Below are 12,746 nucleotides of genomic sequence, written 5' to 3' on the forward strand. Positions count from 1 at the left end.
GGAGGATCATGCGCGCCATACCTCTATTAACGCTTCTGCTCAGTGGCTGGTTTGTGGTTCCAGCCCATGCCGACGAAGCCCAGGACTGGTTGCAGCGTCTTGGGCAAGCGGAACAGCAGCAAAGCTTTCAGGGCACTTTCGTTTACGAGCGCAACGGTAGTTTTTCTACCCATAACATCTGGCATCGCGTCCAGGATGGAAAGGTCCGTGAGCGGTTGATCCAGCTCGATGGGTCCGCTCAAGAGGTGGTGCGTGTCGATGGTCGTACCCAGTGCGTCAGTGGCGAGTTGGTGGCAGGTCTCGGGGATTCCCCTGACGGTGCCGCCCGAGCCCTGGACCCGCAAAAACTCAAGAATTGGTACAACCTTGCTGTCATCGGCAAGTCGCGCGTGGCCGGTCGCCAGGCGGTGATCGTTTCGGTCACGCCCAAGGACCAGCATCGCTATGGTTTCGAGCTGCACCTGGATCGTGAGACCGGGCTGCCGCTCAAGTCCCTGTTGCTCAACGACAAGGGGCAGTTGCTGGAGCGCTTCCAGTTCACTCGCCTGGATACTGCGGATGTGCCTGACGACGTCGAGTTGCGTCCCAGCGCTGGCTGCAAGCCGGTGTCTCTGGACAGCGACAAGGCCTCGGCGGTCAAGACTGTGCAAACCTGGCATTCCGACTGGCTGCCTCCGGGCTTCGAATTGACCAGCAGCAGTGCCCGCAAGGATCCGGAAACCAAATCCATGGTCAACAGCCTGCTGTATGACGATGGTCTTGCGCGCTTTTCGGTGTTTCTCGAGCCGCTCAACGGCGCGACGGTCACCGATACCCGCACTCAGCTCGGACCTACGGTGGCTGTATCACGCCGCCTGACTACCCCCGATGGCGAGATGATGGTCACGGTGGTCGGGGAGATCCCCATTGGTACTGCTGAACGTATTGCGCTGTCGATGCGTTCCGATACCACTGCCAAGCAATGAGCCTTTGTTGGTTGTGTAAGAGGTCAGTGATGCCCGCTCCACAATTGAGAAGATGAAATGTTTGGTCAGCAATTTCATTTGCAAAATTCCCAGAGTTTTTCTATAGGTCAGAACCCCCTCGGTTCTGACCTTATTTGTCGTTCCTGGAACAAAGATGCCGCCCCTGCAGTTTCGGTATTTGCTGTTCCATATCGCTTAACCACGCTCGTCGTAACGGGAGCCGTATGTCGATACCACGCTTGAAGTCCTACTTCACCATTCTTGCCACCGTGCTGGTGCTTGGGCAGGCCGTTTCTGCCCAGGCGGCCGAGCTGCCTGATTTCACCCAACTGGTCGAGCAGGCCTCGCCTGCGGTGGTGAACATCAGTACCACGCAGAAACTGCCGGACCGCCGGGTTTCCAATTCGGCTCAGATGCCCGATCTCGAAGGCCTGCCGCCAATGCTGCGCGAGTTCTTCGAACGGGGCATGCCCCAGCCACGCTCTCCGCGCGGGGATCGTCAGCGCGAAGCGCAGTCGCTGGGTTCCGGGTTCATCATCTCCGCGGACGGTTACATCCTCACCAACAACCACGTGATCGCCGATGCGGACGAAATTCTTGTGCGTCTGGCCGATCGCAGTGAGCTGAAAGCCAAGCTGATCGGTACCGACCCACGCTCCGACGTAGCACTGCTGAAAATCGATGGCAAAGACCTGCCGGTGCTGAAACTGGGTAAATCCCAGGACCTCAAGGCCGGCCAGTGGGTGGTGGCCATCGGCTCGCCGTTCGGCTTCGACCATACCGTGACCCAGGGTATCGTCAGTGCCATCGGTCGCAGCCTGCCGAACGAAAACTACGTGCCGTTCATCCAGACCGACGTGCCGATCAACCCGGGCAACTCCGGTGGCCCGCTGTTCAACCTGGCCGGTGAAGTGGTGGGGATCAACTCGCAGATCTACACCCGCTCCGGTGGTTTCATGGGTGTGTCTTTCGCCATCCCGATCGATGTGGCGATGGACGTTTCCAACCAGCTGAAAACCGGTGGCAAAGTCAGCCGTGGCTGGCTTGGCGTGGTAATCCAGGAGGTCAACAAGGACCTGGCTGAATCCTTCGGCCTGGAGAAACCGGCCGGCGCGCTGGTTGCACAGATCCAGGATGATGGCCCGGCGGCCAAGGGCGGCCTGCAAGTGGGTGACGTGATCCTCAGCCTCAATGGCCAGCCCATCGTCATGTCGGCCGACCTGCCGCACCTGGTAGGCGCGCTGAAGGCCGGGGCCAAGGCCAACCTGGAAGTGATCCGCGACGGCAAGCGCAAGAATGTCGAGCTGACCGTCGGCGCGATTCCTGAAGAAGACAAAGACCTGAGCATGCTGCCCAAGTCGGGTGTCGAGCGCAGCAGCAATCGTCTGGGTGTAGCGGTGGTCGAGCTCAACGATGAGCAGAAGAAAGCCTTCGACCTCAAGGGCGGGGTAGTCATCAAGGAAGTCCAGGACGGTCCTGCGGCGCTGATCGGCTTGCAGCCGGGCGACGTGATCACTCACCTGAACAATCAGGCGATCACTTCGGCGAAGGAGTTCACTGAAATCGCCAAGGCATTGCCGAAGAACCGCTCGGTGTCCATGCGGGTACTGCGTCAGGGGCGAGCCAGCTTCATCACCTTCAAGCTGGCCGAGTAATTCGCCAGCCCCTGAGGTTGCCCAATAAAAAGCCCGCCTCGTAAGAGGCGGGCTTTTTTGTGGCTTGCGTCAATGTCAGCGCATCATGTCCTTGACCATCTGTTCCTGGTCCATCATCTCGCGCTGGCGAGCGTCGATCCTCGACGACAGGGGGAAGTTGCTGCCGGCCCGGCGCTTGGCGAAGTCCAGCTGCTGGATGGCCTGGCGATAGTCGCCCACCAGGGCGAAGTACTCGGCTCGGGCCTGGTGCAGGCCGATAATATTACCCGACAGGCCGCGGGTTTCCGCCACCAGGTACCAGACATCCGGGTCGTCCGGGCGGCTTTTCAGCAGGCCTTCCAGGGCCTTTTCGGCATCGGCCGGGCGGTTCTGCTTGAGCAGTAGGTCCACGCGGATCTGGTTCAAGGGGTAATTGCCCGGGTACAGGTTGAGCATCCTTTCGACCCGAGTCTGCGCGTCCGGCAGGCGGCTGTTGGCCATGTCCAGTTCGATCTGAGCCAGGTTGTAGGTCACGTCGTTGGGCGACTTGGCCAGCAGCGGCTTGAGGTTTTCCCGTGCTTCGTTCCACTGGCTGCCCTTGATCTGGGCGATGGCCAGGCCGTAGCGAGCGATGTCGTTCTTCGGGTTCTCATCGAGCTGCGCGCGAAAGCGCTTGGCGGCCAGCCCTGGCGATTCCTCATAGGTCAGTTGCACCCGGGCGCGGATCAACTGGTAGCGCAGGCTGTCTTCGGTGCCGCCTTGCCGGGCCTGTTCCGCGCGGTTGCGGGTGTCGGCGATCCGCGATTCGGTCACCGGGTGAGTCAGGAGAAATTCCGGCGGCTTGGCATCGAAGCGGTACTGGCGCATCAGGCGTTCGAACATGGTGGGCATCGAGCGCGGGTCGTAGCCGGCCTTTTCCAGGTTGAGGATGCCGATGCGGTCGGCTTCCTGCTCGTTCTGCCGGGAGAAGCGCCGCTGTTCCTGGATGGCTGCGGCCTGGGTGCCGGCGATGGTGGCGATCCCCGCGTCCCCGGCGCCAGCGGCGGCAATCACGATCCCGGCCAGCAGGGCGGCCATCATCGGCACCTGCATGCGCTGCTGGGCTTCGACCCCCCGGGCGAAGTGGCGCTGGGAAAGGTGCGCCAGTTCGTGTGCCAGCACCGAGGCGTACTCGCCTTCGGTCTGGGCATTGAGGAACAGCCCGCCATTGACCCCGATGATTCCCCCGGGAGCGGCGAAGGCGTTGAGCTGCGGGCTGTTGATCAGGATGAACTCCAGGCGCCGGTCGTTGACCTGGCTGGTTTCCACCAGTTTGTAGACGCTGGTTTCGACATAGTCCTTGAGTTGCGGGTCGTTGAGCTGCGAAACCTGGCTGCGCAGCAACGCCAGCCAGGCACGGCCCAGTTGGTATTCCTGTTGCGGAGAGACAATGGCTGAACTGGCATCACCAAGTGACGGCAGGTCGTCGGCGAAGCCCGGTGAGGCGAGCAGGCAAGCGAGCGTCAGCAGGGTAGGGCGCAATACATTCATGCACAAAGCCTTAATCGACAAAGGCTCTACTGTAGCTGGACACCTGGCCGGGGACCAGACAAAGCCAGTGAAAACTCTGAGGATAAAAAGTGCTTTTGGGTAAATTCCGGCGTCTACCTGATCGTGGCTCCGGCAGCGCGCGGCAGTGCTCTGGTGTCGGCCTTCTTTATTGCCGGTGGGCCTGGCTTGCAGGGTATTCTAGACGCCTTGAATTGATGATCGGAGTAACCCAATGACCGATGTTGTCGCCCATGATGCCGAGCTGGACGCCAGCGGCCTGAACTGCCCGCTGCCGCTGCTCAAGGCCAAGATGGAACTCAATCGCCTGGCCAGTGGCTCGGTACTCAAGGTCATTGCCACCGATGCCGGCTCCCAGCGTGACTTCCGCACTTTCGCCCGCCTGGCCGGTCATACCCTGCTGCGTGAAGAGGATGAGGCCGGGGTGTATCGCTACTGGTTGAAAAAGGCCTGAGCGCAGTCTGCCCTTGAGGGCCTTCATCTAAGGAACATCGATGTTCAAAGTGCTACGTGACTGGATTCAGCGCTACTTCTCGGATGAAGAGGCGGTGGTGCTGGCCGTTCTGCTGTTTCTGGCCTTCACTGCCGTCCTGACCCTGGGCGGCATGCTCGCGCCGGTGCTGGCGGGGATGGTCCTGGCCTACCTGATGCAGGGGCTGGTGGTGAGCCTGGAGCGGCTGCGACTGCCTGGCGGGGCGGCCGTGGGGCTGGTGTTCGCGCTGTTCATGGGGCTGCTGCTGGTGTTCATCCTGGTGGTGGTGCCGTTGCTCTGGCATCAGTTGATCACCCTGTTCAACGAGCTGCCGGGCATGCTCGCCAAGTGGCAGTCGCTGTTGCTGCTGTTGCCCGAGCGCTACCCACATCTTGTGTCCGACGAGCAGGTGCTGCAGGCCATCGAAGTGGCCAGGGGCGAGATCGGCAAGTTCGGCCAGTGGGCGCTGACCTTCTCCCTGTCCAGCCTGCCCTTGCTGGTGAACATCATGATCTACCTGGTACTGGTGCCGATCCTGGTGTTCTTCTTCCTCAAGGATCGGGCGATGATCAGCCGCTGGGTGATCAGCTATCTGCCCCGCGAACGTACGCTGATTACTCGCGTGGCCCATGAAATGAACCGGCAGATCGCCAACTACATTCGCGGCAAGGTCATCGAGATCGTCATCTGTGGCGGGGTGACCTACATCGCCTTCGTCGCCCTGGGCCTGAACTATGCGGCCTTGCTGGCTCTGCTGGTGGGGGTCTCGGTGGTGGTGCCCTATGTCGGCGCCGTGGTGGTAACGGTACCGGTGGCGCTGATTGCGCTGTTCCAGTGGGGCTGGAGCGATCAGTTCATCTACCTGATGGCGGTCTACGGGATCATCCAGACCCTGGATGGCAACGTGCTGGTGCCACTGCTGTTCTCCGGCGCGGTGAACCTGCACCCGGTGGCGATCATCTGTGCGGTGCTGCTGTTTGGCGGGCTGTGGGGGTTCTGGGGGATATTCTTTGCGATTCCCCTGGCGACCCTGTTCAAGGCAGTGCTGGATGCCTGGCCCAGGAAGGACCCGGTGGTGGCACCTCTACTCTAGATAAACGGGGCGGCTGATACAGCCGCCCCGGTCATTTCAGGCCTTGTTCAGGGCCTGGGCCGCGGCCAGTACGGCGTCGACGTGCCCGGGTACCTTCACCCCGCGCCATTCCTGGCGCAACACACCGTCCTTGTCGATCAGGAAGGTGCTGCGGTCCACGCCCAGGTATTCCTTGCCGTAGAGCTTCTTCAGCTTGATCACGTCAAACAGCTGGCAGACGGCTTCGTCCTTGTCGCTGATCAGCTCGAAGGGGAATTCCTGCTTGCACTTGAAGTTCTCGTGGGACTTCAGGCTGTCGCGGGAAACGCCGAAGACTTCGGTGTTGGCAGCCTGGAAGGCGGCGTATTGATCGCGAAAGCCCTGGCCTTCGGTGGTGCAGCCCGGGGTGCTGTCCTTGGGATAGAAGTAGATCACCACTTGCTTGCCCTTGAGGTCGGACAGGCTGACGGTCTGCCCGCTGGTGGCGGGGGCCTGGAAATCGGCAATAGGTTGATCGATAGCAACGGCCATGGGGCTTCCTTACATGGGGTTCTGTGGGCGCCAGGGTTCGATCAGCGCGTCGAGGTTCATGGCATCGGCAAAGTCCAGGAACTGGTCGCGCAGCCAACTGATCTGGGTGCCGGCGGGCAGGGTCACGGTAAAGGTGGCATTGAGCATGGTGCCGCCGGTCTGTGGAGCCTGGTAGGTATCGCAGGTGAGGTTTTCCAGCTCGACCTGATGGTCGATGAAGAACTGGCACAGCTCATTGACGATGTCCGAGCGGTACGCGGCGCTGACGTAGGCCACATAAGGCAGGGCCTGGGGGCGGCTTTCCAGGGCGGCGCTGCGCACCACGTTGACCGTGAAGGCATGCTTCTTGGCCAAGAACGGCAGGCTGCTTTCCAGGCGCGCCAGGGCGTCCCAGCTGCCGGAAATCTCCAGAACCAGCGCGCTGCACTCGCCATGCCGGGTCAGGCGCGACGTCACCACGGCGCAGCGGTTTTCATGGCTGGCGCGGCACAGGACGTTGGTCAGCTCCATGGGGTTGGCGCCGAGGGCACTGATGACAAGGAATTGTTCGCGAACTGTGGGGGTGGACATGCAGCATTCCTAAAGCGATGAGCGGTCGGTACTTTTTGACAAGCCAGTACCGGGCAAGCGTCGCCGGCGGAACTTCAAGGCCTCGGACCACAAGCCGGCGACTGGCCCCGAAACGCTCGGAACACAGGCTGGCAACGCGGGAATGGGGCTTTGCAGATCCAACAGGCAGGCGATAACCCGGTCTACACGCTTATCAGTAGCGATCAAAGCCTGAAGGGTAGCGAAAACCATCGCTCAGGGGAATGCTCATGGCGCGGGACTTCGCTTGTGCAAGGAACTTGGCGCCAGTACCATTACCGCTCTCTTTTTCCGGCAGGAGCGGTTGCATGATTGCGGGCAGTATGGTGGCACTGGTCACACCCATGGATGCACAGGGAAATCTCGACTGGGACAGCCTGAGCAAACTGGTGGACTTCCACCTGCAAGAGGGCACCAACGCCATCGTGGCGGTCGGCACCACAGGTGAGTCGGCCACCCTGGATGTGAACGAGCACATCGAAGTGATTCGTCGGGTGGTCACCCAGGTTGCAGGGCGCATTCCGGTGATCGCCGGTACCGGCGCCAACTCGACGCGCGAAGCGATCGAGCTGACCACCAATGCGAAGATCGCCGGCGCCGATGCGTGCCTGCTGGTGACCCCGTACTACAACAAGCCGACCCAGGAAGGCCTGTACCAGCATTTCCGCGCCATTGCCGAGGCCGTGGACATCCCGCAGATCCTCTACAACGTTCCGGGCCGCACCGCATGCGACATGCAGGCCGAGACCGTGATCCGCCTGTCCAGCGTGAAGAACATCATCGGCATCAAGGAAGCCACCGGCGACCTGCAGCGCGCCAAGGCCATCCTGGCCGGCGTGCCCGGCGATTTCCTGGTGTACTCCGGCGATGACGCCACCGCAGTCGAGCTGATCCTGCTGGGCGGCAAGGGCAATATCTCGGTGACCGCCAACGTCGCGCCTCGGGCCATGAGCCAGATGTGCGCCGCGGCCATGGCCGGCGATGCCGCCAAGGCCCGGGAGATCCACGAGACCCTGATGCCGCTGAACAAGACTCTGTTCATCGAATCCAACCCTATTCCCGTGAAATGGGCCCTGCACGAAATGGGCTTGATGCCGGACGGTATCCGTCTGCCGCTCACCTGGCTCAGTGCCGCCTGTCACGAACCGCTGCGGCAGGCCATGCGCCAGTCCGGCGTCTTGGTTTAATTGAGGAAGTACAACGCATGAAGCGAATGGCCGGACTTTCCGCACTTGCCTTGATTATCTCCAGCACCAGTGGCTGCGGTTGGATCTGGGGCCCGGAAGGCTACTTCCGTGACCGGGGTAGCGATTACCTGCAAGCGCAACAAACAGCACCGATGCAATTGCCGCCGGATGTACAGACCGCCAAGCGTCTGGACCCTCTGCTGCCGATTCCGCGCAACGTGGCCGACGACAACGTCAAGGGCGAGTACGAAGTGCCTCGTCCCCAGCCGCTGTCGGCCATTGCCGATGCCAGCGACTACACCCTGCAAAAGAGCGGCGATTCGCGTTGGGTCATGGCCCAGCATCCACCGGCCGAAGTCTGGCCAGTGGCGGTGCAGTTCTTCCAGGACAACGGTTTCCGCCTGGATCAGCAGCGCCCGCAAACCGGTGAGTTCACCACCGGCTGGCAGCGTTCCGACGAACTTTCCGCTGCCGTGGCCAAGCGCCTGAGCAGTGCCGGCGTCGCCGCCGACAGCGAAACCCGCGTACGGGTCCGTATCGAGCCGGGCGTGCAGCGCAACACCAGTGAAGTCTATGTGGTCAGTGCCGAGCGTCCCGCCGGCAGCACTGCCGACGTGGAATTCACCAACCGTTCGGTCAACACCGGCCTGGACGCAGCGCTGGTGGACGACATGCTGGCAAGCATGAGCCGCACCTCCGAGAAGGGCGGTTCGGTGTCTCTGCTGGCGGCCCGCGATTTCGATACCCCGAGCCGAGTCAGCCTCAGCGAGGATGGCAGCGGCAACCCGGTGCTGAACCTGGGCGCCGACCTCGATCGCGCCTGGTCCAGCGTTGGCCGTGCCCTGGAACAGGGTGAATGGCGGGTTGAGGACATCAACCGCAGCCTGGGCCTGTACTACATCAACCTGGCGGAAAAAGCCGAGAAGAAAGACGACGAGCCGGGCTTCTTCGGCAAGTTGTTCGGCAGCAAGCCGGCCAAGGAAGAGATCGAAGCCCGTGCCGAGCGCTATCAGGTTCGCCTGAGCAAGGTAGGCGAGAACGTCCAGGTCACCGTCGAGAAGAACATCAACACCGTGGCGCCGGCCGATGTGGCACGCAAAGTGTTGGGCGTGATTCAGGACAACCTGGGCTGATCCGATGCGTTTTGCCGTTCTCGGCAGTGGTAGCCAAGGGAATGGCACGCTGATCGTCAGTGCCGACACCTGCGTTCTGGTGGATTGTGGTTTCTCCCTGCGGGAAACCGAGCGGCGCCTGCTGCGTCTGGGAGTCGATCCCGCGCAGTTGAGCGCCATCCTGGTAACCCACGAACATGCCGACCACGTGCATGGCGTGGGTTTGCTGTCTCGGCGCTACAATCTACCGGTCTACCTCAGCCAGGGCACCTTGCGCGGGATGCGCAAACCGGTGGAGGTCGCGGGTTTTGTCCGCGGTGGCGAGTCGCTGCAGATCGGCGCCTTGCGCATCGACGTGATTGCCGTGGCCCACGACGCCCAGGAACCTACGCAATTTGTCTTCAGTGATGGCCGGCGGCGCTTCGGCCTGCTGACCGACCTCGGCTCCTACTGCGCCGGGGTGCTGGACGGCTACCGTGGCCTGGATGCCTTGATGATCGAGGCCAACCATTGCCGGGATCGGCTGGCACGGGGTTATTACCCGTACTTTCTCAAGCAGCGGGTTGGCGGCGACCTGGGACATTTGAACAACCATCAGGCCGCAAGCCTGGTGGCCGAATTGGGATGGCAGGACCTGCAGCACCTGGTCCTGGCTCATCTGAGCAGCAAGAACAACCTGCCGCAGCTGGCCCGGCAATGTTTTGTCGACACCCTCGGGTGCGACCCGGACTGGCTGCAACTGGCCGATCAAGATTCAGGGCTCGACTGGCGCCACATCGCCTAGCCCACCTACTTAGCAAGCGGAGCCCATCATGGAAAAACGTGAAGAACTCTACCGCGGCAAAGCCAAATCGGTTTACAAGACCGACGACGCCGACCGCTTGATCCTGCTGTTTCGCAACGACACCTCGGCGTTCGACGGCAAGCGCATCGAGCAGCTGGACCGCAAGGGGATGGTGAACAACAAGTTCAACGCCTTCATCATGCAGAAACTCGAAGCCGCCGGCGTGCCGACCCAGTTCGACAAGCTGCTGGGTGACAACGAATGCCTGGTGAAGAAGCTCGACATGATTCCGGTGGAGTGCGTGGTGCGCAACTACGCCGCCGGCAGCCTGGTCAAGCGCCTGGGCGTGGAAGAGGGCATGAAGCTCAACCCCTACACCTTCGAGCTGTTCCTCAAGGACGACGCCAAGGGCGACCCGTTCATCAACGAATCCCACGTGGTGGCATTCGGCTGGGGTACTGCCGAGCAACTGGCGCGCATGAAAGAGTTGTCGCTCAAGGTCAACGAAGTGCTGAGCAAGCTGTTCGATGACGCCGGCCTGCTGCTGGTGGACTTCAAGCTGGAGTTCGGCGTGTTCAGCGACGGCTCCATCGTCCTGGGCGACGAGTTCAGCCCGGACGGTTGCCGTCTGTGGGACAAGGACACCAAGAAGAAGATGGACAAGGACCGCTTCCGCCAGGGCCTGGGCGATGTGATCGAAGCCTACGAAGAAGTGGCCCAGCGCCTCGGCGTACCGCTGTAATCGACGCAAGCATCTGATAGCACGGAAAAAATTTGCTCGGGGGGCTTCGCTTCGAGCAAAGGTGCTGTTATGATGCGCGCCGTTGGAGAGATGCCAGAGTGGCCGAATGGGACGGATTCGAAATCCGTTGTACCTTCACCGGTACCTAGGGTTCGAATCCCTATCTCTCCGCCATACAAATGAAAGCCCCGGAAATCATCGATTTCCGGGGCTTTTTTGTTGCTCGCAATCGGCCGCCCCGGGCCGTGCGCCCCCCCTCGTTTTCCAGCAACGCCTTCTGCCGAACTGTTAGCGCCGGCGGAATCAGTGCGTCCTGCGTCCTGCGCCCGGTCGATTCGGCGGTGCTTGGCCAAATATCAATAGTCCACAATACTTGATGCTGTTATCGGCTATTGGATTGATATTCCAGGAAGTTGTTATTAGCGAATAACTTTAGTTTGTCTGCTGTTTAAGTTGGTTTCCCATTCCGAGAAATTTCCTGTTTCTCTGCGGGAGCATTCCCGGAAATCATGCTGTAGTGATCTTGATCCAAATAAATCGACTCTTCTATATGCTTGGTCGCTGCTGGCAGACCCGATCCGAACTTGTAGTTCAAGCCGGCCGGGATGCCGGGAACAAGCAGCATTAATTAACTTTTATAAGGTCAGGCAAATCCGTTCTTCCAAGCTGGCGGCAGTATTATTGTCGGTTGCTTTCGGAGGGAAGTGTTTTGTTGTTGCTTCCTTATAATCATTTGGAAAAGGAAATCAGATGAAACGCAAGACTCTCTTGTCCATGGCAACTTCCGGGTTGATGCTGGCAGCATTGATTCCATCCTTTGCCCAGGCTACCGATGGCGTGGTGAAGTTCAGTGGCAGCATCTCTGACACCACCTGCGATATCAACGGCAAGGCACCGGGCGAAGGTAACGAGACTAACGTTGAACTCGGTACTATCAACCCGTCTGTATTTAGCGAGATCGGCAAGACTTCTACGCTGAAACCGTTCGTACTACAGCTTTCGGGTGCCAGCTGTACTGCTGGTAAGAGCGTTTCCATCGAGTTCGATCAACTCGGCAACGTCGACCCTGCCTCCGGCAACCTCAAGCTGATCGGTAGCAAGCCTGCAAGGGGCGTGCAGATCCAGATCTACAACGACCACGGCAGTACTCCGGCGAAGATCGTCCTGGGTCAGGCGGAAGCCGCACCCCAGGTCGCTACGATCTCCACTGAAAAGACTGCAACCCTGAAGTACCAGGCCGCTTACGTATCTACTGAAGCCTCCGTCGGTGCGGGTTCGGGCGTGTCCTACATCCGCTACACCCTTGCATACCAATAACAGCAGTTAGTTATTAAGGGGCAGGTCATGACGCCGACTGCGCGTTTTGTTCATTCTCTCGTTATCGGTGTCATGTTCCTGGGGATACTGTCGGGGGTCGCGCATGCCGGGATAGTACTGGAAGGTACGCGCCTGGTTTATCCAGCAGAGGCTCGTGAAGTTACATTGAAGTTGAGTAACACCGGCTCTGTGGCCTTGTTGGCGCAAAGTTGGATCGACGAAGGCGATGCCAACAAGTCTCCTGAGGAAATCAAGGTTCCCTTTCTTCTGGCCCCAGCAGTCAGCCGGGTGGAAGCGGGAGGCTCGGCAATATTGCGTGTGTCTTATTCAAAAGAACCCTTGGCAAAAGATCGCGAATCGTTGTTCTGGCTGAATGTACTGGAAACGCCACCACGGCGAAAACAGGACGAGAACGTGTTGCAGTTTGCATTCAGGACTCGGATCAAGATTTTCTTCCGCCCTGACAACTTGATTGGCAATGCGGGCATGGCTGGCGAAAAGCTCAAGTGGGAATTAAGTCGAGCAGGCGCTTCGCAAGTTCCGGTTATCAAAGTGTTTAACCCAACACCTTATTACGTGTCCTTCGGACGCATGGAAGTTGCTGTGTCAGGCCGTCGAATCGATTTGAAGCCAGGCATGGTCGCACCCTTCGGATATGAGTCTTTCCCCTGGCCAGCGAGCGCTCCGTCACAGCCGACCAAGGCATCAATCGAATATGAGGTGATCGATGATTTCGGCGGCCGAGGCCTGCTGAAAAAGTCGCTTCTTTGACGGGGTACCTCATCACTTCTGCG

General features: G+C 60.2%; 13 protein-coding genes and 1 tRNA gene. 11 read left to right on the forward strand and 3 right to left on the reverse strand.

All coding sequences use genetic code 11. The features are described from left to right. Positions 1-8 precede the first annotated feature (8 nt). Entirely contained in the window at positions 9-965 is a 957-nt protein-coding gene (locus BM382_RS15685) for a MucB/RseB C-terminal domain-containing protein (RefSeq protein WP_011059789.1), read from the forward strand. A 224-nt stretch (positions 966-1,189) separates the two neighbouring features. Beyond that, positions 1,190-2,620 carry a DegQ family serine endoprotease gene (locus tag BM382_RS15690; RefSeq protein ID WP_011059790.1) on the forward strand — a complete coding sequence of 477 codons (1,431 nt, stop codon included), beginning with the start codon at positions 1,190-1,192 and terminating at the stop codon, positions 2,618-2,620. Between the two features lie 75 nt (positions 2,621-2,695). Here BM382_RS15690 and BM382_RS15695 read toward each other — a convergent pair whose 3' ends face one another. Then, positions 2,696-4,129, reverse strand: a complete 1,434-nt coding sequence (locus BM382_RS15695; RefSeq protein WP_011059791.1) for a M48 family metalloprotease — start codon at positions 4,127-4,129, stop codon at positions 2,696-2,698. Positions 4,130-4,361: 232 nt separating this feature from the next. Here BM382_RS15695 and BM382_RS15700 point away from each other — a divergent pair, with 232 nt between their 5' ends. Both BM382_RS15700 and BM382_RS15705 read left to right on the forward strand, forming a co-directional pair. Further along, positions 4,362-4,601, forward strand: a complete 240-nt coding sequence (locus BM382_RS15700) for a sulfurtransferase TusA family protein (protein ID WP_072443262.1) — start codon at positions 4,362-4,364, stop codon at positions 4,599-4,601. Positions 4,602-4,641: 40 nt separating this feature from the next. After that, positions 4,642-5,712 carry an AI-2E family transporter gene (locus BM382_RS15705; protein ID WP_011059793.1) on the forward strand — a complete coding sequence of 357 codons (1,071 nt, stop codon included), beginning with the start codon at positions 4,642-4,644 and terminating at the stop codon, positions 5,710-5,712. Between the two features lie 36 nt (positions 5,713-5,748). Here the strand turns inward: BM382_RS15705 and BM382_RS15710 are convergent, their stop codons facing one another. Further along, entirely contained in the window at positions 5,749-6,222 is a 474-nt protein-coding gene (locus BM382_RS15710; protein ID WP_011059794.1) for a peroxiredoxin, read from the reverse strand. Between the two features lie 9 nt (positions 6,223-6,231). Beyond that, a complete protein-coding gene (locus tag BM382_RS15715) occupies positions 6,232-6,792 on the reverse strand; it encodes a glycine cleavage system transcriptional repressor (RefSeq protein WP_011059795.1) in 561 nt (186 codons plus the stop codon). 326 nt (positions 6,793-7,118) lie between these two features. Here BM382_RS15715 and dapA point away from each other — a divergent pair, with 326 nt between their 5' ends. From dapA to BM382_RS15750, 7 genes are all read left to right on the forward strand, one after another. Then, positions 7,119-7,997, forward strand: coding sequence for a 4-hydroxy-tetrahydrodipicolinate synthase (gene dapA, locus BM382_RS15720; RefSeq protein ID WP_011059796.1), 879 nt, complete (start codon positions 7,119-7,121; stop codon positions 7,995-7,997). A 17-nt stretch (positions 7,998-8,014) separates the two neighbouring features. Next, positions 8,015-9,130, forward strand: a complete 1,116-nt coding sequence (bamC, locus tag BM382_RS15725) for an outer membrane protein assembly factor BamC (protein ID WP_011059797.1) — start codon at positions 8,015-8,017, stop codon at positions 9,128-9,130. Positions 9,131-9,134: 4 nt separating this feature from the next. After that, entirely contained in the window at positions 9,135-9,893 is a 759-nt protein-coding gene (locus tag BM382_RS15730) for an MBL fold metallo-hydrolase (protein ID WP_072443264.1), read from the forward strand. A gap of 28 nt (positions 9,894-9,921) precedes the next feature. Beyond that, positions 9,922-10,635 (forward strand): phosphoribosylaminoimidazolesuccinocarboxamide synthase, encoded by a 714-nt coding sequence (gene purC, locus BM382_RS15735; protein WP_011059799.1) that lies wholly within the window; start codon positions 9,922-9,924, stop codon positions 10,633-10,635. Positions 10,636-10,719: 84 nt separating this feature from the next. Beyond that, positions 10,720-10,809: transfer RNA gene (locus tag BM382_RS15740), tRNA-Ser, on the forward strand. A 576-nt stretch (positions 10,810-11,385) separates the two neighbouring features. Then, positions 11,386-11,952: a fimbrial protein gene (locus BM382_RS15745; protein ID WP_011059800.1), complete on the forward strand. Its 567-nt coding sequence runs from the start codon at positions 11,386-11,388 to the stop codon at positions 11,950-11,952. Between the two features lie 27 nt (positions 11,953-11,979). Continuing rightward, positions 11,980-12,723: a fimbrial biogenesis chaperone gene (locus tag BM382_RS15750; protein ID WP_011059801.1), complete on the forward strand. Its 744-nt coding sequence runs from the start codon at positions 11,980-11,982 to the stop codon at positions 12,721-12,723. Positions 12,724-12,746: the final 23 nt, after the last annotated feature.

The sequence above is a fragment of the Pseudomonas sp. NFPP25 genome (genome assembly GCF_900116505.1).
Lineage (GTDB): Bacteria > Pseudomonadota > Gammaproteobacteria > Pseudomonadales > Pseudomonadaceae > Aquipseudomonas > Aquipseudomonas protegens.

Excerpts from the sequence above, each read along its gene's own strand:
- bamC (WP_011059797.1), top strand. The coding sequence starts at position 8,015 with ATGAAGCGAATGGCCGGACTTTCCGCACTTGCCTTGATTATCTCCAGC.
- BM382_RS15715 (WP_011059795.1), bottom strand. The coding sequence starts at position 6,792 with ATGTCCACCCCCACAGTTCGCGAACAATTCCTTGTCATCAGTGCCCTC.
- BM382_RS15710 (WP_011059794.1), bottom strand. The coding sequence starts at position 6,222 with ATGGCCGTTGCTATCGATCAACCTATTGCCGATTTCCAGGCCCCCGCC.
- dapA (WP_011059796.1), top strand. The coding sequence starts at position 7,119 with ATGATTGCGGGCAGTATGGTGGCACTGGTCACACCCATGGATGCACAG.
- BM382_RS15695 (WP_011059791.1), bottom strand. The coding sequence starts at position 4,129 with ATGAATGTATTGCGCCCTACCCTGCTGACGCTCGCTTGCCTGCTCGCC.
- BM382_RS15700 (WP_072443262.1), top strand. The coding sequence starts at position 4,362 with ATGACCGATGTTGTCGCCCATGATGCCGAGCTGGACGCCAGCGGCCTG.
- BM382_RS15705 (WP_011059793.1), top strand. The coding sequence starts at position 4,642 with ATGTTCAAAGTGCTACGTGACTGGATTCAGCGCTACTTCTCGGATGAA.
- BM382_RS15745 (WP_011059800.1), top strand. The coding sequence starts at position 11,386 with ATGAAACGCAAGACTCTCTTGTCCATGGCAACTTCCGGGTTGATGCTG.
- purC (WP_011059799.1), top strand. The coding sequence starts at position 9,922 with ATGGAAAAACGTGAAGAACTCTACCGCGGCAAAGCCAAATCGGTTTAC.
- BM382_RS15685 (WP_011059789.1), top strand. The coding sequence starts at position 9 with ATGCGCGCCATACCTCTATTAACGCTTCTGCTCAGTGGCTGGTTTGTG.
- BM382_RS15690 (WP_011059790.1), top strand. The coding sequence starts at position 1,190 with ATGTCGATACCACGCTTGAAGTCCTACTTCACCATTCTTGCCACCGTG.
- BM382_RS15750 (WP_011059801.1), top strand. The coding sequence starts at position 11,980 with ATGACGCCGACTGCGCGTTTTGTTCATTCTCTCGTTATCGGTGTCATG.
- BM382_RS15730 (WP_072443264.1), top strand. The coding sequence starts at position 9,135 with ATGCGTTTTGCCGTTCTCGGCAGTGGTAGCCAAGGGAATGGCACGCTG.